22 protein-coding genes and 1 pseudogene are annotated in these 25,152 nt (G+C 62.4%); 13 read left to right on the forward strand and 10 right to left on the reverse strand.

The genetic code is table 11. The annotated features are described in order from the left end of the window. The first annotated feature begins 6 nt into the window (after nucleotides 1-6). From MUM_RS0113355 to MUM_RS0113365, 3 genes are all read left to right on the forward strand, one after another. Nucleotides 7-1,191: an alginate O-acetyltransferase gene (locus MUM_RS0113355; protein WP_010170430.1), complete on the forward strand. Its 1,185-nt coding sequence runs from the start codon at nucleotides 7-9 to the stop codon at nucleotides 1,189-1,191. A 16-nt stretch (nucleotides 1,192-1,207) separates the two neighbouring features. Further along, on the forward strand, nucleotides 1,208-1,855 hold the full coding sequence (locus tag MUM_RS0113360) for an alginate O-acetyltransferase AlgF (protein WP_008434181.1): 648 nt from the start codon (nucleotides 1,208-1,210) through the stop codon (nucleotides 1,853-1,855). Nucleotides 1,856-2,039: 184 nt separating this feature from the next. Beyond that, the gene (locus MUM_RS0113365) at nucleotides 2,040-3,491 is read left to right on the forward strand and encodes a mannose-1-phosphate guanylyltransferase/mannose-6-phosphate isomerase (protein ID WP_010170433.1); all 1,452 of its coding nucleotides are present in this window, start codon (nucleotides 2,040-2,042) and stop codon (nucleotides 3,489-3,491) included. 114 nt (nucleotides 3,492-3,605) lie between these two features. Here the strand turns inward: MUM_RS0113365 and MUM_RS0113370 are convergent, their stop codons facing one another. Next, nucleotides 3,606-4,097 (reverse strand): hypothetical protein, encoded by a 492-nt coding sequence (locus MUM_RS0113370; RefSeq protein WP_141629496.1) that lies wholly within the window; start codon nucleotides 4,095-4,097, stop codon nucleotides 3,606-3,608. A 211-nt stretch (nucleotides 4,098-4,308) separates the two neighbouring features. On the opposite strand from MUM_RS0113370, the gene MUM_RS0113375 reads away from it, so the two are divergent. Together MUM_RS0113375 and MUM_RS0113380 are read left to right on the forward strand one after the other, a co-directional pair. Beyond that, a complete protein-coding gene (locus MUM_RS0113375; RefSeq protein ID WP_010170436.1) occupies nucleotides 4,309-4,773 on the forward strand; it encodes a hypothetical protein in 465 nt (154 codons plus the stop codon). A gap of 20 nt (nucleotides 4,774-4,793) precedes the next feature. Next, nucleotides 4,794-5,606, forward strand: a complete 813-nt coding sequence (locus MUM_RS0113380; RefSeq protein WP_010170439.1) for an SDR family oxidoreductase — start codon at nucleotides 4,794-4,796, stop codon at nucleotides 5,604-5,606. A gap of 162 nt (nucleotides 5,607-5,768) precedes the next feature. On the opposite strand, the gene MUM_RS0113385 is transcribed toward MUM_RS0113380, so the two are convergent. Then, a complete protein-coding gene (locus MUM_RS0113385) occupies nucleotides 5,769-6,632 on the reverse strand; it encodes a LysR family transcriptional regulator (protein ID WP_010170441.1) in 864 nt (287 codons plus the stop codon). 111 nt (nucleotides 6,633-6,743) lie between these two features. On the opposite strand from MUM_RS0113385, the gene MUM_RS0113390 reads away from it, so the two are divergent. Both MUM_RS0113390 and MUM_RS0113395 read left to right on the forward strand, forming a co-directional pair. After that, nucleotides 6,744-7,934: an MFS transporter gene (locus MUM_RS0113390; protein WP_010170443.1), complete on the forward strand. Its 1,191-nt coding sequence runs from the start codon at nucleotides 6,744-6,746 to the stop codon at nucleotides 7,932-7,934. Then, nucleotides 7,931-8,323, forward strand: coding sequence for a hypothetical protein (locus MUM_RS0113395; RefSeq protein WP_010170445.1), 393 nt, complete (start codon nucleotides 7,931-7,933; stop codon nucleotides 8,321-8,323). The genes MUM_RS0113390 and MUM_RS0113395 overlap by 4 nt, the downstream gene beginning before the upstream one ends. A 151-nt stretch (nucleotides 8,324-8,474) precedes the next feature. Here MUM_RS0113395 and MUM_RS0113400 read toward each other — a convergent pair whose 3' ends face one another. From MUM_RS0113400 to MUM_RS0113415, 4 genes are read right to left on the reverse strand one after another with little or no spacing between them, the layout of a single operon-like run. Continuing rightward, entirely contained in the window at nucleotides 8,475-9,335 is an 861-nt protein-coding gene (locus MUM_RS0113400) for an efflux RND transporter periplasmic adaptor subunit (RefSeq protein ID WP_010170446.1), read from the reverse strand. Nucleotides 9,336-9,345: 10 nt separating this feature from the next. Next, entirely contained in the window at nucleotides 9,346-9,546 is a 201-nt protein-coding gene (locus tag MUM_RS0113405; protein WP_003216262.1) for a DUF1656 domain-containing protein, read from the reverse strand. Continuing rightward, nucleotides 9,536-11,719, reverse strand: a complete 2,184-nt coding sequence (locus MUM_RS0113410; RefSeq protein ID WP_010170447.1) for an FUSC family protein — start codon at nucleotides 11,717-11,719, stop codon at nucleotides 9,536-9,538. The genes MUM_RS0113405 and MUM_RS0113410 overlap by 11 nt, the downstream gene beginning before the upstream one ends. A 10-nt stretch (nucleotides 11,720-11,729) precedes the next feature. Further along, nucleotides 11,730-13,241: an efflux transporter outer membrane subunit gene (locus MUM_RS0113415; protein WP_029615880.1), complete on the reverse strand. Its 1,512-nt coding sequence runs from the start codon at nucleotides 13,239-13,241 to the stop codon at nucleotides 11,730-11,732. Between the two features lie 191 nt (nucleotides 13,242-13,432). Here MUM_RS0113415 and MUM_RS0113420 point away from each other — a divergent pair, with 191 nt between their 5' ends. Continuing rightward, a complete protein-coding gene (locus MUM_RS0113420) occupies nucleotides 13,433-14,401 on the forward strand; it encodes a LysR family transcriptional regulator (protein WP_010170450.1) in 969 nt (322 codons plus the stop codon). Between the two features lie 13 nt (nucleotides 14,402-14,414). On the opposite strand, the gene MUM_RS0113425 is transcribed toward MUM_RS0113420, so the two are convergent. From MUM_RS0113425 to MUM_RS0113440, 4 genes are read right to left on the reverse strand one after another with little or no spacing between them, the layout of a single operon-like run. Then, the gene (locus MUM_RS0113425) at nucleotides 14,415-15,779 is read right to left on the reverse strand and encodes a heavy metal sensor histidine kinase (protein WP_010170451.1); all 1,365 of its coding nucleotides are present in this window, start codon (nucleotides 15,777-15,779) and stop codon (nucleotides 14,415-14,417) included. Further along, entirely contained in the window at nucleotides 15,769-16,446 is a 678-nt protein-coding gene (locus MUM_RS0113430) for a heavy metal response regulator transcription factor (protein ID WP_003216255.1), read from the reverse strand. The genes MUM_RS0113425 and MUM_RS0113430 overlap by 11 nt, the downstream gene beginning before the upstream one ends. A gap of 31 nt (nucleotides 16,447-16,477) precedes the next feature. After that, complete coding sequence (locus MUM_RS0113435) at nucleotides 16,478-19,573, reverse strand: multidrug efflux RND transporter permease subunit (RefSeq protein ID WP_010170454.1); 3,096 nt, start codon at nucleotides 19,571-19,573, stop codon at nucleotides 16,478-16,480. Further along, a complete protein-coding gene (locus tag MUM_RS0113440; protein WP_010170455.1) occupies nucleotides 19,570-20,736 on the reverse strand; it encodes an efflux RND transporter periplasmic adaptor subunit in 1,167 nt (388 codons plus the stop codon). Before MUM_RS0113440 ends, MUM_RS0113435 begins: the two co-directional genes overlap by 4 nt. Nucleotides 20,737-20,950: 214 nt before the next feature. Here MUM_RS0113440 and MUM_RS0113445 point away from each other — a divergent pair, with 214 nt between their 5' ends. The 5 genes and pseudogenes from MUM_RS0113445 (at nucleotide 20,951) to MUM_RS0113460 (ending at nucleotide 25,152) form a co-directional block, all read left to right on the forward strand. After that, entirely contained in the window at nucleotides 20,951-21,193 is a 243-nt protein-coding gene (locus tag MUM_RS0113445) for a hypothetical protein (RefSeq protein WP_010170456.1), read from the forward strand. A 168-nt stretch (nucleotides 21,194-21,361) separates the two neighbouring features. Beyond that, nucleotides 21,362-22,153 (forward strand): transporter substrate-binding domain-containing protein, encoded by a 792-nt coding sequence (locus MUM_RS0113450; RefSeq protein WP_010170457.1) that lies wholly within the window; start codon nucleotides 21,362-21,364, stop codon nucleotides 22,151-22,153. Between the two features lie 107 nt (nucleotides 22,154-22,260). Continuing rightward, nucleotides 22,261-22,542 (forward strand): annotated as a pseudogene (locus tag MUM_RS1000000135010) (PAS domain-containing protein); the annotation flags it as partial. A gap of 234 nt (nucleotides 22,543-22,776) precedes the next feature. Beyond that, the gene (locus MUM_RS0113455) at nucleotides 22,777-23,835 is read left to right on the forward strand and encodes a methyl-accepting chemotaxis protein (protein ID WP_443216234.1); all 1,059 of its coding nucleotides are present in this window, start codon (nucleotides 22,777-22,779) and stop codon (nucleotides 23,833-23,835) included. Nucleotides 23,836-23,994: 159 nt separating this feature from the next. Beyond that, on the forward strand, nucleotides 23,995-25,152 hold the full coding sequence (locus MUM_RS0113460; protein WP_032881925.1) for a Rid family hydrolase: 1,158 nt from the start codon (nucleotides 23,995-23,997) through the stop codon (nucleotides 25,150-25,152).

Below are 25,152 nucleotides of genomic sequence, written 5' to 3' on the forward strand. Positions count from 1 at the left end.
CCGACCATGACCCGTTCATTACGCGTCCTCTATATCGCCTTGTTCCTGGCCGTGCTGTTGGCCTTGGGTGCCTGGTCGATGCGCAGTTTCCTGGGCTTCAGCACCAACGCCGACGCGACCGTGCTCAACGGTCGCTGGACCAAGGCCGTCGAGACCCATTACGACGACCAGTTCCCGATCAAGCGCCTGGGCACCAACCTCTGGGCAGCCCTGGACTACAAGCTGTTCAACGAAGGCCGTCCCGGCGTGGTGATTGGCCGCGATCACTGGTTGTACAGCGACGAGGAATTCAACCCCATCGTCAATGAAGACCAGAACCTGCAGGGCAACTACGCCCTGGTGGAAGGCGTGCGCCAGAAGCTCAAGGCCCAGGGCATCCAACTGGTGATGGCGATCGTGCCGGCCAAGGTGCGCCTGTACCCGGAACACCTGGGTGAAGTGCAGCCGGCCAGCATCCACGCCGGCCTGTACCAGGACTTCCATGCCCGCATGGCCGCCGACAAGATCATCGCCCCCGACCTGATGGGCCCACTGCAACAGGCCAAGCTGCACGGCCAGCAAGTGTTCCTGCGTACCGACACCCACTGGACACCGGACGGCGCTGACGTCGCGGCCAAGCAACTGGCCAAGACGATTAAAGATAAAACCCCACTGAGCGGCGAGCCTCAACGCTTTGTCACCGAAGCCGAGAAGACCGAACCGCACAAGGGAGACCTGCGCCTGTTCCTGCCCCTGGACCCGCTGTTCGAAAACCTGATGCCGCCCAAGGAGCCACTGCAAAAGCGCGTGACTCACCTGGCTGAATCCAAGGGCGACGACGCGCTGTTCACCGACAGCGAAACCCCGGTGGCGCTGGTAGGCACCAGCTACAGCGCCAACCCGAACTGGAACTTTGTCGGCGCGCTGAAGCAAGCCCTGGGCAGCGACGTCATCAACTACTCCGAAGACGGCCACGGCCCGATCCTGCCGATGCTCAGCTACCTGAAAAGCGACGACTTCAAGAACAGCCCGCCCCAGGTGCTGATCTGGGAGTTTCCCGAACGCTATCTGCCCGTGAACAACGAAATCGGCGACGCCGACCCGCAGTGGGTTGCGCAGCTCAAACAAGCCGGTACGCGCCAACAGAACATGGCCCTGAACACCCCAGTTAAAACCCAAAAATCCGAGACGCCCGACCGGGCGCAAAACTGAAAGAGAGGTAACTCACATGACTTTCACTACTAACCTCGCAAAAACTTTTGCCCTCGTCGCCGGCATGAGCGTTGTTTCGATGTCTGCCTTCGCCGGTGGCGACGCCGCGCTCTATGGCCCCGTCGCGCCAAAAGGCTCGAGCTTTGTGCGGGTGTACAACGCCAGCAACCAGGAAGTCAGCGCCACCGTCGGCAGCACCAACCTCAACGAGGTTGCACCGCTGGCCAGCAGCGACTTCAGCTTCATGCCGGGCGGTGACTACAGCGCCAAGGTCGGCAGCCAGACCCTGCCGGTCAAGCTCGCCGCCGACCACTACTACACCCTGGTCAGCAGCGGCAGCGGCCAGCCACAACTGATCGAAGAACCGCCGTTCAAGAACAAGCAGAAATCCCTGGTGCGCGTGCAGAACCTCAGTGACAAGTCGCTGACCCTGAAAACCGCCGACGGCAAGACCGACGTGGTCCAGGCCGTGGCCGCCAAGGGCCGTGGCGAGCGCGAGATCAACCCGGTGAAGGTCAGCCTGGCACTGTACGAAGGCGACAAGAAAGTCGGTGATGTGAAGCCAGTGGCCCTGGAGCGCGGTGAGGCAGCAGTGCTGTACGTCACCGGCACCGGCGCCAACCTGTCGCCAGTGTGGGTCAAGCGCCCCGTGTCGACCCGCTGATTTTTTCTCTGAGTTGACACGTCCCCTTGTGGGAGCTGGCTTGCCAGCGATGGCGGTCTTGAAGGCGCCATCGCAGGCAAGCCAGCTCCCACATTGTCAGAATTTCAACTCAGGACCGGACAAAAACAAGAGTGAAACGACAAACCTTCGTAGCTCTGACCCATATCGATTCAAGGAGAAACACATGATCCCAGTAATCCTTTCCGGTGGTAGCGGCTCACGTCTTTGGCCGCTTTCCCGCAAACAGTTTCCCAAGCAGTTCCTGGCCCTGACCGGCGAACACACCTTGTTCCAGCAAACCCTGGAGCGCCTGGTATTCGACGGCATGGACGCGCCCATCGTGGTCTGCAACAAGGACCACCGCTTTATCGTCAACGAGCAACTGGCCGCCCGCAAACTGGACACCCAGCGCATCCTGATGGAACCGTTCGGCCGCAACACCGCGCCGGCCGTGGCCCTGACCGCGATGATGCTGGTCAACGAAGGCCGTGACGAGCTGATGCTGGTGCTGCCCGCCGACCACGTGCTGGACGACCAGAAAGCCCTGCAACGCGCCCTGGCCCTGGCCACCGTGGCCGCCGAGCGCGGCGAGATGGTGCTGTTCGGCGTACCGGCCACCCGTCCGGAAACCGGCTACGGCTACATCAAGTCGACCAACGATTCACTGCTGCCCGAGGGCGTCAGCCGGGTGCAGCAGTTCGTCGAAAAACCCGATGAAAAACGCGCCACCGAGTTCGTCAAAAGCGGTGGTTATTTCTGGAACAGCGGCATGTTCCTGTTCCGCGCCAGCCGCTTCCTGGAAGAGCTGAAAAAGCACGACCCGGACATCTACGACACCTGCCTGCTGACCCTGGAACGCAGCAACCACACCGCCGACACCATCGACATCGACGAATCCACCTTCGCCTGCTGCCCGGACAACTCCATCGACTACGCCGTGATGGAAAAAACCCAGTTGGCCTGCGTGGTGCCATTGACCGCCGGCTGGAGCGACGTGGGTTGCTGGGCATCGCTGTGGGACGTGAATGAAAAAGACGCCAACGGCAACGTCAGCAAAGGCGACGTGGTGATCCAGGACAGCCGCAACTGCATGATCCACGGCAACGGCAAACTGGTGTCGGTGATCGGCCTGGAAAACATCGTGGTGGTGGAAACCAAGGACGCGATGATGATTGCCCACAAGGACAAGGTCCAGGGCGTGAAGCAGATGGTCAACACCCTCAACGAACAGGGCCGCAGCGAAACCCAGAACCACTGCGAGGTGTACCGTCCGTGGGGCTCGTATGACTCGGTGGACATGGGCGGCCGCTTCCAGGTCAAGCACATCTCGGTCAAGCCGGGCGCTTGCCTGTCGTTGCAGATGCACCACCACCGCGCCGAACACTGGATTGTGGTCAGCGGCACCGCCGAAGTCACCTGTGACGAGAACGTGTTCCTGCTCACCGAAAACCAGTCCACCTACATCCCGATTGCCTCGGTGCACCGTTTGCGCAACCCGGGCAAGATTCCCTTGGAGATTATCGAGGTGCAGTCCGGCAGCTACCTGGGTGAGGACGATATCGAGCGCTTTGAAGATATCTACGGTCGGTCTACGCCGATCGAGCGTGGCGTGTCGGTGAAAACCATCGCGCAGTAAACAGAGCAACACAAGAAGCCCTCGCCCCACCGGCTGCGTCCCTATCCGCAGCCGGTGGGGCGGGGGCTTTTTTTCATGCAAGATTCAGACGGTGGCTCGACCCCGTCGCAGGCACTACTTGTTGTTGCTGTTACCGGAATCACCTATCCCCCTACCGGTATAAAAACCTCCAAACGCGTTAGTGTTGCCGCTCGAGCTGCTACTGCTGCCTCCATAGGTGTTTTTGCCGACTTCCTCAGCGGCCCGGCCACCCCAAATCATACCCGCCCCCGCTATTTTTGATCCGAGCCCACCGGCAGAGCCGAGTTTTTTGCCGAGCCCTTGCATCGCCGCGCCCGCTAACGTCATGGCTGCGCCTTTTGACTTGTCATCGTCAAACCCATTAAGCGCGGTTGGAAAGTAAGAAGAGAGCTCTTGATTAATGGCTTGTTTGAGCATATCCGCCAGGCCGGAACTCTCTTGTTCATGAAGGCTCATGGGCGAATAGGCCTGGACTTCAGAACGAATCGCTTGCCTAAGACCTTCTGACAGCATCGGCGCAGTTTCTTTTGCCTCAGGTGCACTGAGAGGGGAAGTCACGGGAAGATCTATAGCGGAAGTTTTCATGGTGGTTCACTTCATTATCTTGCTGGTTGACGCCGTCCTGACTTGAGTAGTGTTATCCATTCACCACCTGTGTGGATAACCTTGGCGAATCAGTTCCTTGGCCTGACTGAAAACATACACATCGCTGTAGGTGAAGGCTTCTCATCAGTGCGGATAGTAAATCCGATAACCGGGCGGGTAGGATGGCTTATCTGTCTGTGAGGTTTTCATCATGTTCTTTGGCGTCTTGCTGATTATCACCTGGCTGATCCTCCTGCTGCGCTACCCGGCCAAGGCGTTGCCGGTTTCCCTCGCGGCTGCCGTCGGGCTGGGCCTGGTGGCGGTATGGGTGGTGTGGCTGGACAACCGCGAAGCCCAGCAATTGGCGCGCCTGGAACTGCGCACCGTCTACGCCCCCAAAGAATGCCCGGCGGACCGCCCGCTCAAGCTCACCTTGAACAACGGCAACAGCGTGCCACTGACTGAACTGCGCTGGCGTGTCGCCGCCTATGCCCCGGGCGATACGGTCAACCTGGCCGACAACGTGTACGCTGCCCCGCGCTATCGCGGCCCCGGCGAGTTGCAAGCCGGCGCCACCTGGGAAGACTGCCTGCCGGTGCCGCCGCTGCGCCCCGGCTACCGTCCGCAAACCCTGGAATTTCGCGCCGAGCATTTGCAAGGCAGCTTCTCCGACTAATCACCACAAAGGACTGATCCATGCCCAACGTACTCATCACCGGGTGTTCCAGTGGCATCGGCCGTGCCCTGGCAGACGCCTTCAAGCACGCCGGTTTTGACGTGTGGGCCAGCGCCCGGCGCACCGAAGATGTCGCCGCACTGAGCGCCGCCGGCTTCAACGCTGTACGGCTGGACGTCAACGACAGCACCGCGCTCGCTGAATTGGCCGGGCATATCGGCGAGCTGGACGTGCTGATCAACAACGCCGGCTACGGCGCCATGGGCCCGTTGCTCGACGGTGGCACCCAGGCGATGCAACAGCAGTTTGAGACCAATGTGTTTTCCGTGGTCGGGGTGACCCAGGCACTGTTCCCGGCCCTGCGCCAGCGCAAAGGGTTGGTGGTGAATATCGGCAGCGTCTCGGGGGTGCTGGTCACGCCGTTTGCCGGTGCCTACTGCGCCTCGAAAGCGGCGGTGCACGCCTTGAGCGACGCGTTGCGCATGGAACTGGCGCCGTTTGGCGTGCGGGTGATGGAAGTGCAGCCGGGCGCCATTGACACGAGCTTCGCGAAAAACGCCGGTACCCAGGCCGAGCTGTTGATCAATGAGCAATCGCCCTGGTGGCCGCTGCGCGAAAGTATCCGCGCGCGGGCCAAAGCCTCCCAGGACCGGCCGACACCCGCCAGCCAGTTTGCGGCCGACGTGCTCAAGGCCGTGCAACAGACCACCCCGCCACGCCTGTTGCGCTCGGGCAATGGCAGCCAGGCGCTGCCGTGGATGGCGGCGTTGTTGCCCAAGGGGTTGCTGGAGACCGTATTGAAAAAACGCTTTGGCCTGAGCGGCCAGCTCTAAGAGCTCCCGCCTCCCCGTGGCGAGGGAGCTTGCTCCCGCTGGGCTGCGCAGCAGCCCCAAACCCATCCGCCCAAGCTTTCCTGAAAGAATGCGCTGACCTCTTCAGGGGTGCTTCGCCCCCCAGCGGGAGCAAGCTCCCTCGCCACACGGTTTCTCGGCTGATCAGCCCTTCATGAAATCAATGAAGGCCCGCACTTTCAGCGGCAGGTGCCGGGTGTCCGGGTACAGGGCATACACGCCCTGCGGCGTAAATCGATGATCCGGCAGCAGCCGTACCAAACGCCCGGCATCGAGGTCATCCTGCACCAGCCACTGGGGCAGGATCGCCACGCCATGCCCGCGCACGGCGAAGGCCTGGAGAATGGCGGCACTGTCCGCAACCAGTGAAGCCTTGCCAGGCCCGGGGCGATACAGGTGCTCGTGGCCTGCCGGGTCAACCACCGCCAACTCCGTCAGCCGTCCATGGCCGAGCCTGGGCAGTTGCTCCAGTTCATCCAGCGTGGAGATTCCGGCAAACCCCGGCGCGGCCACGGCAAAGATCTCGTAGCTCGACAGCTGCACCGCCCGATGATTGGAATCGAGCATGCGCCCCAACCGGATAGCCACATCAAACCGCTCGGAGATCAGGTCAGCATGACTGGAGGAGGTGGATAACTGAATGTTCAATTCCGGGTGCAGGCCGCGAAAGGTTTCCAGCGCCGGCACCACCACCGCCAATCCGTATTCGACGGTGGTGGTGATACGCAGCGTGCCCTTGAGCTGGCTGTGCTCCGAACGCGCCTCTTCCACTGCCAGGCGCGCCTCTTCCAGCATCCGTGTGCAGCGCAGGTAAAAGCGTTCACCGGCATCGGTCAGCGCCAGTTGGCGGGTACTGCGGGTCAACAGGGTGACGCCCAGCTCGGCCTCCAGGCGCTTGAGGTTGAAGCTCACCACCGCCCGCGTCTGCCCGAGGAAATCCGCGGCTGCGGTCAATGAACCGGCCTCGACCACGGCCTTGAAGGTGTCAAATCGATCGAGGCTGACCATTGGCCACACCCTCCTTTGTCAAAATATTTTTGACAAACTAACAGTCAAACCGCTGTTTCCCAAGTGCCCGCACCCGCCTACCCTGCCGCCATCCACTGCAGGAACAGCGCAATGACCTACCGCTCGAAAGTCACCTGGATCTTTCTACTGGGCTTCGCCCTGGACCTGGTGAACATGTTTGTCGCCACCATCGCCTACCCGGATATCGCCAGCGAGTTGCACGCTTCGGTCACGCAACTGGCGTGGATCGGCAACGCCTACATGCTCGGCCTGACCGTCGTCATTCCCCTGAGTGTGTGGCTGGCGGCGCTGCTGGGTGAGCGCCGGTTGATTGCCGTCAGCCTGTTGCTGTTCGGCGTGGCGTCGGTGCTGGTGGGCCAGGCCGCATCGATTGAAGCGCTGATCGGCTGGCGCCTGCTCCAGGGTTTGGGCGGCGGCTTGCTGATCCCGGTGGGCCAGGCGTTGGCTTATCGGCAATTTCCGCCGGCAGAACGCAGCCAGTTGACGGCCAAAGTCATGTTTGTGGCGCTGCTGATTCCAGCCCTGTCGCCCGCCTTGGGCGGGGTGGCGGTGGACAGTGTGTCGTGGCGCTGGATCTTTTTCGCCAACCTGCCGTTGGCGCTGATCACCCTGATGCTGACGTGGCGCTGGCTGGAGACCGACACCCCGGCTTCCGCGCGCCCGTCCCTGGACCTCGGCGCCATCCTGGGGCAGATTCGCCAGCCAATGCTGCGGGTCGCGATGCTGGTCTACCTGTTCATTCCGGGCGTCTTTATCGGCACCAGCCTGGTGGCGATTCTTTACCTGCACGGCCTGGGGTTTACCGCCAGCCACATCGGCGCGCTGATGCTGCCTTGGGCGCTGGCCTCAGGCGTAGCCATCGCCTTGAGCAAAAAGCTGTTCAATCGCTGCGGGCCAAGGCCGTTATTGTTGGCGGGCATGCTGCTGCAAGCCATTGGCATCGTGTTGTTGATCGAGCCACACCCGCTGGTCGTGGTGCTCGCCTACACCCTGATGGGCCTGGGCGGCAGCCTGTGCAGCAGCACCGCGCAAACCCTGGCCTTTCTCGACATTCCGGCCGATCGCATGGGCCACGCCAGCGCCTTGTGGAACATCAATCGCCAGTTAAGTTTTTGCCTCGGGGCGGCGTTGCTCAGTGCGGTACTGGCGGCACTGCACTCCTTCACCGCGACCTTCGTGATTGCCGCGGCGTTGACCCTGTTCCCATTATTTGCAGTACTGTGCCTGGATGCGTCCACGGTACGGACACTGCTTCACCCTGCCAGCGAGCCCACACAATGATTGATTACCGCGACTTTTTTGATGAAGTGATCCAGGCCCATGTCGAGATCGAACAATGGTTTGCCGGGACGGCACCCGAGGGAACACTGGAGGTTTTGCTGGGGCGTTTTTCGCCGGACTTTTCCATGATCACCCCGGCTGGCAAACAACTGGACTTTGCGATGCTCAAGCAGCTGTTCAGCCAGGCGGGCGGCAAGCGGTCCGGGTTCAAGATCAGCCTCAGCGAATTTGCCGGGATTGACCGACATGCTCGTGGCGCAACAGTGAGTTATCGCGAGCAACAGGTGGATGGCAGCGGTAAACACACCGACCGGCGTTCGACGGTGGTGTTTGAAAAGCAGGCCAGTGGCGCCCTGCTGTGGCGCCACTTGCACGAGACGTTTTGCTGACCTGTGGTGAGGGGGCTTGTCTCTTGTTGGGTTGCGCAGCGGCCGCAAAAAAAGCGGGAGCGCTTCGCACTCCAACGGGGGGCAAGCCCCCTCACCACAGGACAAGCCCCCCACATCATCACAGGACAAGCCCCCTCATCAACACAGAAAATCAGTTCTGTGTTTGGTTAACAATCACGGTGCAGGTGATGCCCGCCGCCAACAGCACACCCTCCGGCACTTCATCGATGTGAATCCGCACCGGCACTCGCTGGGCCAGGCGCACCCAGTTGAACGTCGGGTTCACATCGGCAATCAGTTCGCGGCTTTCCGGGTTGTCACGGTCGTAGATCCCGCGCGAGATGCTTTCCACGTGGCCCTTGAGGGTTTCGCCGCTCATCAGTTGCATGTCGGCTTTATCCCCGACTTTGACGTGAGGCAGCTTGGTTTCTTCAAAGAAGCCATACACCCAGAACGAGTTCATATCCACCACCGCCATCTTCGCTTCGCCGATGCGCGCGTAGTCGCCCCGGTGCACGTTGAGGTTGGTAACGTAGCCATCCACCGCCGCCACCACCTGGGTGCGCTTGAGGTTGAGTTCGGCCGCTTCCAGTTGCGCCAGCGCGTGCTGGTAATCCGCCAGGGCCGAGTCGGCGATGTTGCTGGCGTCGTCGCGGTTTTCCTTGGAGATCACCAGGGCATCGAGGTCGGCGCGGCGGTGGGCGTTGACCTTGCGCATTTCCCAGGTGGCCTTGCGGGACGCCACCAGCGACTGCGCCTGCTTGACGGCAATCTGGTAGTGCTCGGGGTCGATCTGCATCAGCAGGTCGCCCTTTTTCACCAATTGGTTGTCACGCACCGGGACGTTGACCACCTCGCCCGTCACGTCGGCGGCGACGTTGATGATATCGGCACGCACCCGGCCATCGCGGGTCCAGGGGGTTTCCATGTACTGCACCCACAACGTGCGGCCAATCCAGATCGCCAGGGCCAGTACCAGCAAGGTCGCGAGCAGGCTGAAAAACTTTTTCATCGGGGCATTCTCAACGGTAGACGGTCAGCGCCAGGGCGCCGAACAAGCAAGCGAACAGGCTCAGGCGCAGCAGCGCCGGGTGCCAGAAAAAACGGTACAGGTCAAAGCCGGCCAGGAACCGGTCGAGGGCCCAGGCCAGGCCCGCCGCGATCAGAAACATCAGGGTCATGGTGGGCATGTACACGCCGTGGAAGGCGATTTCACGAGGCATGAGCGGGTCCTTCGGGCTTGAGGGCAGCCAGGGGTGATTGCGGGTCCAGCAAGGAGGTGCGGATAAAGTGCAGGTAACTTTTCACCCGGCGCAGGGCCGAGGTGTCGAAGTGCGGGGCGAAGGGTTCGTCGGTGGCCTGCACGCGGCTGATGGCATGGTCGACGGCGATCAGGCTGCGCTCCAGGTTGCTGGCGCTGGGTTGCAGGAACAGCCGTACCAGCGAACGGCCCATCACCCGGATCGCCTGGCGCCACGGCTGGGACTCGGCATACGCCGGGTGCACCGGCAAGATCGCCTGTTCCTTGCGCAACTCGATAATTGCGTGGCCGACTTCCAGCACCACGAACATCCAGCGCAGCAGGTTGCGTTGTACCTGCGGTTGCCCGGCGGCGAAACCATAGGCCTGGTGCAGCAGGTCGCGGGTGCGGCTTTCGAAACCTGACGCCAGGCCCTTGAGCTTGCCGCTGATGGCGAACACCACTTGCTCGCGCAAATCCTGCTCCAGCCGGCGCCACAACCAGCGGCTGTTGGGCGGCAGGATGATCGCGCCCGCGGCCGCACACACCAGCATGCCGATGACCATGGCGATGTAGTCGTTGATGAAGGTGTAGGGGTTGTAGATCGTCAGGTTATCCGGCACCGAACCGGTACTGAAGAAGATCAGCAACCCGACGCCGACTCCCGCGTATTGCGGGCGAGAGGCCAGGAACGAGCCGAAGATGATCACCGGGGCGAGCATCACGCACAGCAGCGGGAACCCGTCGATCCAGGGGAACACGAAGAACATCTCGACAAAGCCCACCAGCGCCCCGATCAAGGTGCCGCAAGCCATCTGAAACGCCATGCGCTTGGGGTTGGGCGTGGCGGCGGACAAGCCCACCGTCGCAGCAGCGATCAGGGTCATGGTGGCGCCGCTGGGCCAGGCGGTGGCCACCCAATAACTGCCGAGCACGATCAGGATAAATGACGCGCGAATCCCCGAGGCGGCGCAGGCCAGCCAGTTGGTTTTCGGGGTGTAGGGCTCGTCCCAGTGTTCGCGTTCGTGGCTGTGGTCGGCCAGGGACGCGTGGGTTTGTGCGTAGCTGTGCAACTCGTCGACGAAGCGGTACAGCAGCTCGTAGGCGGTGTGGAAATCCAGCTGCTCGGCGTCGCTGGGCGCGCTTTCCTGAAAGCTCGCCCGCAGGCTGCGGACCTTGGCGGGCAGGCCCTCTTTGTAAGCCGTCAGTTGGCTGACCAGGCGCGCCGCATCGGGGCTGGTGAGGGCGCGACCGGAGAAGCCGTCGAGCAATTCGGCCAGGTCTTGCAGGCCCGGCTTGATGGCCGCCACCACATGGTCAGCCTGATTGCTGCGCAGGCGTTCCAGCAATTGGTGCAAGGCGTTGAAACGGGTGGTGATGCCCATGAACTCGCTGTTCAAACGGGTCAGACGGCCATTGCGCCGACGCATGTGCGGGTCTTCGAACACGGTGATGCTGCGCAGCCCTTCCAGGCCCACGGCTTCGGCGATAAAGCGCACGTTGCTGCGTTCAAACCCTTCGCGCTCGCTGCGACCGCGCAGGCCGTCGGTGACGAACAACGCAAACACCCCGAAGCGTTGGTACAAGGCATTGCGCATCGCGGCACTGGCGGTTTGCGGCAGGATCGCGGCGCTGACCAGCGTGGAGCAGACAATCCCCAGGGAAATTTCCAGCACCCGCCAGACCGCCGCCATGAACGCGCCGTCGGGATGGGCCAGGGCCGGCAGCCCGACCATCGCGGCGGTGTAGCCGGCCAGTACAAAACCGTAGGCGCGGAAGTTGCGGTTGCGGGTCGCGCCAGCGGTGCAGATGCCGACCCAGATCGCCAGCGAACCGAGGAACAGCTCAGTGTTCTGCGCAAACAACGCGATCAGAAACACCATCACCGCCGACCCCGCCAGGGTGCCAAGGAAGCGGTAAAAACTCTTGGCGAACACTTGGCCGCTTTGCGGCTGCATCACGATAAATACGGTGATCATCGCGGTGCGCGGTTGCGGCAACTCCAGGCGCATGGCGAGCCACAAGGTCAGGAAGGCCGCGATCAGCACCTTGAAGATATAGACCCAGGTCACGCCGTCACTGCGTGCCCAATCGAAGAAACCACGGCGCCACTCAAGCGAGTGCAACCAGCGCAGCGGTGCAGGCAAGGGAGTCATCGCATCCTACTCAGTGATCAAACACGGCCAGGGCCGCCGGGGTCTTGCTCGGTAAGGTCTTGCTGTCCTGAGGCACATCGCTGCCGGCGCCGAGGCCACCGCCCAATGCGGTCACCAGTTCGGCGTGGGCACTCAGGCGTGCGGCCTGGACCTGTTGCTGCACCTGCTGCTGGCGGAACAACAGGCTCTGGGCATTCAGCACGTTGAGGTAGTCGGTAAGGCCGCGCTGGTAGGCGATCATCGCGATGTCGTAGGTTTTCTGCGCCGAGGCCACGGACTCGGCGGCGAAGGCCTGCTGCTTGTCCATCGACTCGCGGCGGATCAATTGGTCGCTGATGCCCTTGAGCGCGTTGACCAGGGTCTGGTTGTAGTGGGCCACGGCGATGTCGTAGCCGGCACTGGCTTCACCCAGTTGCGAGCGCAGGCGGCCGCCGTCGAAGATCGGCAGGCTGATGGCCGGGCCGGCGGTGTAATTGAGTTTCTTGCCGGTCAGGAACTCCAGCATGCCGCCGCCGGTGGCGACGTAGCCGAGGCTGCCCACCAGGTCGACGTTGGGGTAGAACCCGGCGTGGGCCACATCAATGCCACGGGCCTGGGCCGCCACTTGCCAGCGGCTGGCGACCACGTCGGGGCGCTGGCCGAGCAGTTCGGCGGGCAAGCTCGAGGGCAATTTCAGCGGCGCACCGAGGGACAGGGTGGGCCGCTGCAACTGCGCGCCCGCCCCCGGCCCTTTGCCCGCCAGCGCAGCCAACTGGTTGCGGCTCAGGGCAATCTCTTCGTCCAGGGCGTCCAGTTGCCGATGGGTTTCCGGCAACGGCGTCTCGGCCTGGCTGACTTCGAAGTGGGTGCCGATCCCGCCATTCAAGCGCTTTTGCGCAAGATCGAGGATCTGTTGTTGCTGGGCCAGGGTGGCGGCGACGATGTCGCGCTGGGCGAAGTGCAGCGAGAGCTGGATATAGGCGCGCACCACGTTGCTCTGCAATTCGAGCTGGGCCTGGCGCGCTTCGGCAGCGCTCATGTGGGCCATGTCCACGGCGCGCTCGGTGGCATTGCTTTCGCGGCCCCAAAGGTCGAGGGCATAGCTGAAGCCCAGGGACGCGTTGTTGTCCCAGGTGGTGGAATTGTCCAGCGCGCCCGGGCCGTAGAATTGGTCGCTCGGCCAGTTATGGCGTTTGAGCGTGGCGTCGCCATTGATCTGCAACGACTCGGCCGACTCGGCAATCCCGGCCAGGGCCCGGGCTTCACGCACCCGCGCGGCGGCCATGGCCATGCTCGGGCTGCCTTGCACGGCGAGGTCGATCCAGTGGTTGAGTTGCGGGTCGCCGTAGGCTTGCCACCATTGCGCAGTGGGCCAGTGGGCGTCCTGGGCAGCGATTTTGATCGCTTCGTCGGTGGCCAATGTATTGGCGGCGAGTGCCTGCCCTTTGGGGGCAATTCCTCCGGTTCCGATGCAGCCGCTGATTGCTAACGATAAGGCCCAAACACTGAGAGTCTTCAGCTCTCTGCTGATGCGACGCGGCACTGCTGCGAATTCCTGAGAGGGTGTTGCGGGGAAGGTGGCGCAATTCTAAGGGGCGGGCCGGATGGCGATAAGGTGGGATTCTTGTGAATCTTTGTTACCGTTCAGGCGATAATCTTTTGGTAGGTTCATTATTCGCTCTGCAAAAAAAAGAAACTTCGTGTCACAATTTGCCATCTCCCAGAGAGCACCCCATGGACACTTTGCAAAACATGCGCGCCTTCAGTTGTGTGGCCGAAGCCGGCAGCTTCACCGCCGCCGCCGTGCAACTGGATACCACCACTGCCAACGTCTCGCGCGCGGTCTCCAACCTTGAGGCCCATCTGCAAACCCGTTTGCTCAACCGCACCACCCGCCGCATCGCCCTGACCGAGGCCGGCAAGCGCTATTTGCTGCGCTGCGAGCAGATCCTGGCGTATGTCGAGGAAGCCGAGGCCGAAGCCAGCGACGCCCACGCCCGCCCCGCCGGGCAGCTGAAAGTGCACACCATGACCGGCATCGGCCAGCACTTCGTGATCGATGCGATTGCCCGCTACCGCCGCACCCACCCGGACGTGACCTTTGACCTGACCATGGCCAACCGCGTGCCGGACCTGCTGGACGAGGGTTACGACGTGTCCATCGTGCTGGCCAGCGAGCTGCCGGATTCGGGTTTCGTCTCGCAGCGGCTGGGGATAACTTACAGCATCGCCTGTGCCTCGCCGGCCTACGTCAAGGCCAATGGCTGCGCACAACGGCCCAGTGACCTGCTCAACCACGCGTGCCTGCGCCTGGTCAGCCCGGTGATTCAGTTGGACAAATGGTCGTTCAACGGGCCAGAGGGCCAGGAGAGCGTGGCGATCAACAGCTCACCGTTCCTGGTGAACTCGGCGGATGCGATGAAAACCGCGATCACCAGCGGCATGGGCGTTGGCCTGTTGCCGGTGTATGCGGCGATTGAAGGGCTGCGCAACGGCACGCTGGTGCGGGTGATGCCCAACTATCGTTCCCAGGAACTCAACCTGTACGCCATCTACCCTTCGCGCCAGTACCTGGATGCGAAGATCAAGACGTGGGTCGAATACCTGCGCAGTTCACTGCCGGAAATCATGGCCGCGCATCAGGCGGAACTGGCCGCCTATGAGCTGAGTGGCAGTCTGGGCGGGGCCCGGCTGAGTAACTGAAGCTGGTCAGCGGCTACACCGGCAGCGTAATGCCAAAGGTGTTGCCGCCACCCTCGCTGCGCACAAACACATCCCCGCCGTGCATCAGCGCGATCGCCTTGACGATCGCCAGCCCCAATCCGTGATTCGCCCCGCTATTGCTGCGGGACGCGTCCACCCGATAGAACCGCTCGAACAACCGAGGCAGATGCTCGCTGGCAATCTCATCGCCCGGGTTGGTCACCCCGATCGCCACGTGGTCCTCCAGCACTTCGATCTTCACCTCGATCACCTGCCCCGGGGCCGTGTGCTGCACCGCGTTGCTCAACAGATTGATCAACGCCCGGCGCAGATGCGCCTTCTCGATCTGCACCTGGGCATCGCCGCTCACGCGTACCTGCACCTGGGCGTCTTCCAGGATGAAGTCGAGGTAATCCAGGGTGGTCGCCACTTCATCCGCCAGTGAACTGGTGATCAGCTTGGTGGCCTTGCTGCCCTGGTCGGCGCTGGCCAGAAACAGCATGTCATTGATGATCGAACGCAGGCGCTCCAGCTCTTCCAGGTTCGATTGCAGCACCTCGAAATAATGCTCGGCCGAACGCCCACGGGTCAGCGCCACCTGGGTCTGGCCAATCAGGTTGGTCAACGGCGAGCGCAGTTCATGGGCCACGTCGGCGTTGAACGATTCCAGGCGCGAGTACGCTTGCTCCACCCGGTCCAGGGTCGAGTTGAAGGAATTGACGAACTGCTTCAGCTCCGGCGGCAATGGCGACAATTGCAGGCGCCCGGAGAGTTTCGGCGGCGCGAGTTTCTGCGCCTCATCCGACAGTTTGATCAACGGCTTGAGGCCGATACGTGCGACCCAGAACCCCAGCAACGACGCCAGCAGCACCCCCACGAACGCCAGGCCGATCAGCGCCACCAGCAGTTGATGTTGGGTGGCGCGGAAATTCTCGGTGTCGACCGCGATCATGAAACGCAGCGGCGGGCGCTGGTCCTTGGCCGGGAACTGGCTGACCAGCACTTTGAACGGATGATGATGGCCCGGCAGGTGCAAATCACGCTTGCCGGTCGGGCCTTCGGCGAAGGCCCGAATCTGCGCGTCCGGGTTGCCATATTCGTAGGTGGGGTCGCTGCTCACCACCCAGAAACGGATGCGCTTGTCTTCTTCACCCAACAGCTTGAGCTTGGCGGTGATCTTGGCCCAATGGTCCGGCGTACCAAAGCGATTCACCGAGGACTCCAGCACGCTGTAACGCGCATCCAGCTCGGCACCGGGCAGCAAGCCCAGGCCTTTGTCTACCTGCTGGTACAGCGCGCCGCCGATCAACAGGAAGATCAGCAGCGCCACCAGCGTGAACATCCCGCTCAGGCGCAGGGCGATGGAGTTAGCCGACACTGCGGTTCTCCAGCACGTAACCCATGCCGCGAATGGTGTGCAGCAGCTTTTGTTCGAACGGGCCGTCGAGCTTGGCCCGCAGGCGCTTGATCGCCACTTCCACCACGTTGGCGTCGCTGTCGAAATTGATGTCCCAGACCATTTCCGCAATCGAGGTCTTGGACAGGATTTCACCCTGGCGCCGGGCCAAAACGCTGAGCAGCGAGAACTCCTTGGCGGTCAGGTCCAGCCGAACCCCGTTGCGACTGGCCTTGCGGCTGATCAGGTCGATCCACAGGTCGGCGATGGTCACCTGCACCGGCTCGTGCCCGCCGCTGCGACGGGTCAGGGCTTGCAGGCGCGCCACCAGTTCAAGGAACGAGAACGGCTTGCCGAGGTAATCGTCCGCCCCTTCGCGCAGGCCACGGATGCGGTCTTCCACGCGCTCGCGGGCGGTGAGCATAATCACCGGCGTTTGCTTGCGGGCCCGCAGCGCGCGCAATACGCCAAAGCCATCCAGGCCGGGCAGCATTACGTCGAGCACGATCACCGCGTAATCGTTCTCCAGGGCAAGGTGCAACCCTTCGACGCCTTCACGGGCAACGTCGACGGTATAGCCCTGCTCCGTCAGCCCGCGGTGCAGGTAGTCGGCAGTTTTTTCTTCGTCTTCAATAATCAGTACACGCATGAGCCTTTTGTTCCAGGACGGGGCCTCAGCCTCAGTGTGTGGTTGCCAGCAGGGGAGCTGGTTTGGGTCTATGGAAAAACTTCTCAAGGTACAAGTATATGACCGGCGTGGTGAACAGCGTCAGCGCCTGGCTCACCAGCAACCCGCCCACCACCGCGATACCGAGGGGTTGGCGCATTTCCGCACCGGGGCCGGAGCCCAGCATCAGCGGCACCGCACCCAGCAGCGCGGCCAGGGTGGTCATGATGATCGGCCGGAACCGCGTGACGCACGCTTCATAAATCGCCTCTTCAGGCGGCAGGCCGCGTACGCGCTGGGCGTCCAGGGCGAAGTCGATCATCAGGATACCGTTCTTCTTCACGATCCCGATCAGCAGCACCAGGCCGATCAGCGCCATGATCGAGAAGTCCTGGCCCATCAGCGACAACATGATCAGCGCCCCAAGCCCCGCCGACGGCAAGGTGGAAATGATCGTCAGCGGGTGCACGAAGCTCTCGTACAGCACGCCCAGGATAATGTAGACCGCCACCAGTGCCGCGAGGATCAGCCAGGGCTGGCTGGCCAGCGAACTCTGGAACGCCTGGGCCGCACCCTGGAAGTTGCCGATGATGGTGGTCGGCATGCCGATTTCATTCTTGGCCTGGTTGAGCATGATCACCGCATCCCCCAACGCGACGCCCGGCGCCAGGTTGAACGACAGGTTGGCCGCCGGGAACATGCCGTCATGGCTGATGGACAACGGCCCGACCGTAGGCGGGTCGACCTTGGCCAGTGCCGACAGCGGCACCATCTCGTTGGTCAGCGGCGAGCGCAGGTAGAAGTAGTTCAGGCTTTCGGCCTTGCCGCGCTGCTGGGTGTCCAGCTCCAGCACCACTTGGTATTGGTTGATCTCGGTCTGGAATTCGTTGATCTGGCGCTGGCCGAAGGCGTCGTACAGCGCCTGGTCCACATCGGTGGCAGTGAGGCCAAACCGCGCGGCGGCCTGACGGTCGATGCTGATGTGGGTGATGCTGCCCCCCAGTTGCAAGTCGTTGGACAGGTCGCGGAACGCCGGGTTGGCCCGCAGTTTTTCGGTGAGGCGCTGGGTCCAGGTATTCAGCGTGGGGCCGTCGTTGCTCTTGAGCACGTACTGGTACTGGGCGCGGCTGGGGCCGGAGCTCAAGTTGATGTCCTGGCCGGCACGCAGGTACAGCACGATGCCCGGCACTTTCGCCAGTTTTGGCCGGATACGGTCGATAAACTGGCTGGCCGACACGTCGCGGTCCCCGCGATCTTTCAAGGCGATCCAGAACCGGCCGTTGGCGATGGTCTGGTTGCTGCCGGTCACGCCCACCGAATGGGAGAACGCTTCCACCGCCGGGTCATCCTTGACGATCTCGGCGAGCGCCTTGTGCTTGGCGACCATGTCCGGGAACGACACGTCGGCCGCCGCCTCGCTGGTGCCGAGGACGAAGCCGGTGTCTTGTACGGGGAAGAAGCCCTTGGGAATAAACACGTAGCCAACCACGGCCAGGGCCAGGGTCACCATGAAGATCGCGGCCATGGTGCGTTGGTGGGCCAGGGCGCGGCGCAGATTGCGCGCATAGCCGGCGAGCAGGCGTTCGCTGAAACCAGGTTTGTCGTGGGCGTGATGGGTCGGCGCGCGCATGAACAAGGCGGCCAGGGTCGGCGCCAGGGTCAGTGAAACCACCACCGAGATCAGGATGGTCGACGTGGCCGTCAGCGCAAACTCCTTGAACAACCGCCCCACCACACCGCCCATGAACAGCAGTGGAATAAACGCCGCCACCAGCGAGAAGCTGATGGACACCACGGTAAAGCCGATTTCCCCCGCGCCCTTGATTGCGGCTTCGCGCTTGTCGAGGCCCGCCTCCAGGTGCCGGTGAATGTTTTCCACCACCACGATGGCATCGTCCACCACAAACCCCACGGCGATCACGATCGCCACCAGGGTCAGGTTGTTCAGGCTGAAGCCCATCAGGTACATCAGCGCAAAACTGGCCACCAGCGACACACCCAGTACGCTGGACACGATCAACGTGGCCGACAACTGGCGCAGGAACAGCGCCATCACCGCCACCACCAGCAGGATCGCGATCAGCAGGGTCACTTCCACTTCATGCAGGGACGCGCGGATGGTCTTGGTGCGGTCGGTCAATACGCTGACCTGCACCGAGGCCGGCAACATGGTTTGCAGGCGTGGCAGCTCGGATTGAATACGGTCCACGGTCTCGACGATGTTCGCGCCGGGCTGGCGGGAGATCACCAGGTTGACGCCCGGCGTGTCGCCGGACCACGCCTGCACGTAGGCGTTTTCTGAACCGTTGATCACTTTGGCGATGTCGCGCAGCTGGACCGGTGCCCCATTCTTGTAGGACACAATCAACTGGGCGTATTCCTCGGGATGGAACAGCTGGTCGTTGGTCGACAGGGTCGACACGCTGTTCTCGCCGTAGATCGCGCCCTTGGCCAGGTTCAGGCTCGATTGCTGGATGGCCAGGCGCACGTCGGCCAGGGTCAGGCCGATGGCCGCGAGTTTATCGGGCGACGCCTGCACGCGGATGGCCGGGCGTTGCTGGCCGGTGATGTTGATCTGGCCGACACCGTCGATCTGGCTGATCTGACGGGCCAGCAGGGTTTCCACGTAGTCGCTCAGCTCGGTGCTGGGCATGCTGTCGGAGCTGACGCTGAGGATCAGCACCGGGCTGTCCGCCGGGTTGACCTTCTTCCAGGTCGGCAGGCTCGGCATGTCGCTGGGCAGTTTGCCCGACGCGGTGTTGATCGCCGCCTGCACTTCTTGCGCGGCGGTGTCGATGCTCTTGTTGAGGGTGAATTGCAGGGTCAGCAGGCTGGAGCCCAAGGCACTGCTGGAGGTCATCTGGGTCATGCCGGGGATGGCACTGAATTGCACCTCCAACGGGGTGGCCACGGAGGAAGCCATGGTGTCCGGGCTGGCGCCGGGCAGCGTGGCGCTGACCTGGATCGTCGGAAACTCGGCCTCCGGCAGTGGGGCGATCGCCAGGCGCGGGAAGGCAATCATCCCGAGCAACACCAGGGCGAAGGTCAGCAGCAAGGTGGCGACCGGGTGGTCGACGCACCAGGCCGACGGCGAACGACTGCCACTCATGGCTGCACCTTGGCATCAACGGTCTGGATCGCCTGCGGCGGTTCCTTGAGCACATCGACCTGAGCGCCGGCCTTGAGCCGCGACTGGCCATCGCTGACCAGTACATCACCGGCCTGCACACCCCGGAGGATGTTGATGTCGCTGTCCTGATACACCACTTGCACCGGCACGATGTCGACCTTGTCACCGTTGACCCGGTACACGAAGTGCGAATCCAGGCCGCGTTGCACCACCGTGGTCGGCACCACCAGGGCGTTCTTGTGCAGGGCGGTCTGGATCTTGATGGTCACCAACTGCCCCGGCCAGAGTTTTTGCGCACCGTTGCTGAACTCGGCCTTGGCGCGGATGGTGCCGGTGGTGCCGCTGATCTGGTTGTCGATCAGGCTCAGGCGGCCTTCGCCCAGCAGGTCGCCGGTCTCGCCATCGGTATCGGCGCCCATGTAAGCGTTGACGTCGGCAGGCAGTTGCGCAGCGATCAGGCCTTGCAGGGTCGGGAGCATTTGTTGCGGCAGGGAGAACTCCACGGCAATCGGGTCGATCTGAGTGACGGAGAACAAGCCTTGGGTGTCGCTCATGCGCAGGAAGTTGCCTTCATCCACGGTGCGAATCCCGACGCGACCGGTGACCGGTGAGCGAATCTGGGTGTACGAAAGCTGCACCTGGGCCGAATCAATAGCGGCCTGGTTGCCTTGGGCCGTGGCCTTGAGCTGATTGACCAGGGCTTGCTGCTGGTCATAGGTCTGCTTGGACACGCCGTCGTCGATGCTCAGTTCCTTGTAGCGTTTGAGGTTGACCAGCGCCACTTGCAGTTGCGCCTGGCTTTCCCCCAGTTGCGCCTTGGCCTGGTCCAGGCTGGCGCGGATCGAACGGTCATCAATGGTCGCCAGCAGGTCGCCGGTTTTCACCAGTTGGCCTTCCTTGACCAGCAATTTGGTGAGGATGCCGTCGATCTGCGGGCGAATCACCACGCTGTGCAACGACAGCACCGAGCCAATACCGCTGACAAAACGCGGGATGTCCTGCTCTTTGACGCTGATCACCCGCACCGGAATCGCCGTGGGCGCGGTCAGTTTGGTCTTGGCCGGGCGGGTCAGCGCCCAGGCAACCACGGCCAGTACCACGAGGACGCCCACGATCAAGGCAGGTTTTCGTTGAATGTGCATGGGGTGAGGCGCCAGGGCAAAGGATCGGAAGAATGAAGGTTCTTTATAGCCCGCCAACCCGGTCAGCAAAGTGACTGCTAACTGACAGCGCCGTCAGTAAAGTCCGACCATTCGTACGAGCAGTGGTTAAAGATCCGAGGCGCGCAGGTATACTGCGCGCCGGTGTGGCCTGCAAGTCGGGCCCGCGTCATTTTCAGCACTCCCCGGAGCCACCATGAATTCCCCGACACAACCCGCTGCTGAAGCGGTCGACATCGACCCACAGGCCAATCCTGACAGCGTCGAAGGCGAAACCAAGGCCGAGATCCCGGCGTTCAAGTTTCCGTTCAAGCCGGGCGAACTGGCCGGGGCGAAAAATGCCAGCCAGCCGTGGTACAAAAACGGCGCGAAGAACGGTCATACCAAGAGCCCGGGCATGGCACCTCCCGGCACCCGTCGCTCGATGGGCAAGCGCTGACCGGTAACAATTCCCTCGCAATCGCGATGAGTGCCTACAACGTTTACTGACGTTTCGCCTTGTAGGCCTGCGTCCAATTCTTGAAAGCTTGCACGACACCCGCGGGCCCCGATTCTTATTCCCGGGACCCGCCGCGGTGACGCTGGTTTTCCGGAAAAGGACGTTCCCGTGATTCTGATACGCAGCTGCGTTGTGCTGGGCCTGTCGCTGATGGTCGGTGTTTTTTCCACCGCTGCGGCCGTAGAGCAACCACGGCACGAAATTCGTTTCGCCGTCGCCGCGCAATTCCCTCCTTTCCAAAGCCGCAATCAACAAGGCCAACTGGTCGGGCTGAACATCGAATTGGGCAACGCCTTGTGCGTACAGCTCAATGTGCGGTGCACCTGGGTGGATCAGGTCCTTATGGAGAATTTCCCCGCCCTTGAAGCCAGGCAATTCGACGCGATCATGGGCATGGCCCCTACGTCGAAGCGGCGCCAGCGGGTGAGTTTCACCGACGACCTATATCCGATCACCACGCGTCTGGTGGCCCGCAAGAAATCAGGCTTGATGCCGACCCCTCGGTCGCTGAAGGGTAAGCGCGTGGGCGTGCTGGTGGGCAGCAACCGCGAGGCCTTCGCCCTGTCGAAGTGGGGGCCGAGGGGCGTCATCATCAAGGGTTTCTGGCGCAATGACGAACTGATTCGCAGCCTGTTGGCGGGCGACATCGATGCCACGCTGCAAGGCACGGTGGAGATCCGTGAGGCACTGCTCGACACCGACGAGGGCCAGATTTTCGACTTCCTCGGCCCCGCCGTCATCACCGATCTGTTGGGCAATGGCGTAGCGATTGCGCTGCGCAAGCCCGACACTGCCTTGCGCAATGCCCTCAACGGCGCCCTTGAGCAACTGATGCAGAGTGGCGAGTACCAACGCATCGTCCAGCCCTACCATCTGGAGGCGCCGCCCTCCAAACCGTAATGGCCAATTAATTGCGCAGAACATGAGCTGGATCAGTATTTGCCCAAACGGTGCGCTTAGAGTCGACGCCCTGCCGACTCCTCCAACAATCACGAGCGCGCGTTTCCATGAAGATCAATCTGCCGGTCACCGGTCGAAATGTGGACTTTGCCCCCGACGCCAACATCCTCTCGACCACCGACCTGACCAGCGCAATCACCTACGCCAACCAGGACTTCATCGACATCAGCGGCTACACCCGAGAGGAGTTGCTGGGCGCGCCCCATAACCTGCTGCGCCACCCGGACATGCCTGCAGCTGCCTTTGCCCACATGTGGCAGGTGTTGAAGAGCGGCCGCTCGTGGATGGGCATGGTGAAAAATCGCTGCAAGAACGGTGATCACTACTGGGTCAGCGCCTATGCCACGCCGGTCACCCGGGACGGCGTGACGGTGGAGTATCAGTCGGTGCGCACCAAGCCCGATGCGCGGCGGGTGCACGTGGCCGAGCGCGCTTATGCCCGCCTGCGTGCCGGCACGCGGCGAGTACGGCCCGTGGTGGGCATGCCCCTCAAACTGTCGGCCTGGGTTTTGGGGGCTTGCGCCGCCACCTGGGCATTGGGTCTGGGGCTTGCGAGCTACCCGGTGGTCTGGCAACTGCTGGCGGTAACGGCCGCGTGTGCCGTGGGGGTAGCGGGCGTTCACGGGTTGTTGCGGCCCCTGGCCCGGTTGAACCGGCGAGCGCGGTTGATTGCTGACAACCCGCTGAGCCAGGCGATCTACACCGGGCGTGAGGATGAGTTCGGGCGCATCGAGTTTGCCATGCAGATGCTGGAAGCCCAGGTGAGCGCCGTGGTGGGGCGTATTGGCGACGCCTCGCAACGCTTGTCCGGGCATGCCGCAGCTTTGGTGCGGCAGTTGGACAGCAGCCACAGCAGCAGCCTCGGCCAACAGACCCAGACCGATCAGGTCGCCGCCGCGATCAATCAAATGGCCGCCAGCGTGGCCCAAGTCGCCGAACACGCGTTGCAGGCCTCAAAGGCCGCTGACCAGGCCGGCAGCGAGACCCGGGAAGGCCACCAGCGCGTGGATGAAAGCCGCGACGCGGTGCTGCGGCTGTCCCAGGAACTGGCGCGTGCCACCGAAGTGATCCATCAACTGGAAAGCCACAGCGGCGATATTTCCGGGGTACTGGAAGTGATCCGCGCGATTGCCGAGCAGACCAATCTGCTGGCACTCAATGCCGCCATCGAAGCAGCACGGGCCGGGGAACAGGGACGCGGGTTTGCCGTGGTGGCCGATGAAGTACGCGGCCTGGCCCAGCGCACGCAGCAGTCGACCAATGAAATCCAGCGCATGATCAGCACCCTGCAAGGCGGCGCCCGGGACGCGGTGCAGGCGATGGCGCAAAGCAGCCAGCATGTCGAGGCCAGCGTCGATCAGGCCCAGCGCGCTGCTGCCGCGCTGGACGGGATCAGCCAGCGGGTGAGCCGGATTACCGCCATGAGCCAGCAAATCGCAGCAGCGGTGGAAGAACAGAGCGCGGTGAGCGAAGACATCAACCGCAACATCATCGGCATCCGCAACGCCGGGGAAGTGACGGTCACCGCCGGCCAGCAAAGCCAGCTCAGCTCGGGGGATGTGGCAGGGCTGGCGGATGACTTGCGGCGGCTGGCGGAGGAGTTCTGGGGCAAGCGGCGCTAGGTCAAAGAATGTCCGACACGATTTTGAGTCAGCTCCTACAGGAAAGAAGGAAGTGTCTTGATTGAAGGCCTGGGTGTGTCTGTTAAAGCTTCTGAGGAGGTCAGGCGCCGGAGACGGGGCCAGAACGGCCTCCCATTTTTCTTCCTACAGGACAGGCAAATGACATCCCTGAGAATACTGTTGGCACTGGTTTTATCTGCGGTCACAGGAACCCTGTGCTCCGTGACGTACGCGGCTGAAAAAACGCTGGCCGAGATACGTTTCGGGGTAGAGGCCTTGGTACCACCGTTTGAAAGCCGCAATGCCCAAGGTGAGTTGATCGGGTTGAACATAGAGCTGGGCAACGCCTTGTGTGCAGAGCTCAAGGTGCGTTGCGTGTGGGTTGATCAAGACTATTCAACCAATCTTGCAGCACTCGAGGCGCGTCGATTCGATGCGATCATGCCTATGTCGGCCACCCCGGCACGGCGGGAGAAAATCGACTTTACCGATAATCTCTACCCACTGGAAACGAGGCTTGTCGCACGCAAGCGTCTCGGGCTGGCGCCTGAGGCCAACGCACTTCAAGACAAACGGATTGGCGTCCTGGCGGGTACCAGCCGAGAAGCCTATGCCTTGGCGCGGTGGGCTCCCCATGGCGTGGTAGTCCGAAGTTTCAACCTGAATGCGGAGCTGATCAGCAGCCTGCTGGCTGGCGACATAGACGCAACCTTGCAAGACACCCTCGAGATCTCCGACGCCTTGCTGAAAACGCCCGAAGGCGCCGACTTTGAGTTCGCGGGTATCGGCATTGTCGATGAAATGCTCGGCAATGGTGTGGCCATCGGGGTTCGCAAAGAAGAGCCCGATCTGCGATTGGCCCTGAACCAGGCCCTGCAACGTCTGAAGGAAAGTGGCCAATACGCGCTGATTACCCAGCATTATCTACGGACTTCAAACAGCGATCCGGCCCCGATGTTGTACACACCGGCAGGCGGCGACTTGCCTTTCTCACAAACGGTGCAAGTGGGGCAAACCCTCTATATCTCCGGGCTGCTGGGACTCGATGAGCACGGCAAACTGGTGAGAGGAGGCATTGGTGCACAAACAGCCAAGGCCCTGGAAACATTACGCAGCACACTCAAGGACAAAGGGCTGGCCATGGACAGGGTCGCAAAATGTACGGTGATTCTTGTCGACATCGACGATTTCGCGGCCATGAACAATGTCTATGCCAGCTACTTTCCAGCGGATCGCCTTCCCACCCGCACGACCTTTGCTGCTGCCAAGCTAGTGCTGGATGCCCGGGTCGAAATCGAGTGCCTGGCCAGCTTTTAG

The organism is Pseudomonas sp. PAMC 25886, assembly GCF_000242655.1.
Classification (GTDB): Bacteria; Pseudomonadota; Gammaproteobacteria; order Pseudomonadales; family Pseudomonadaceae; genus Aquipseudomonas.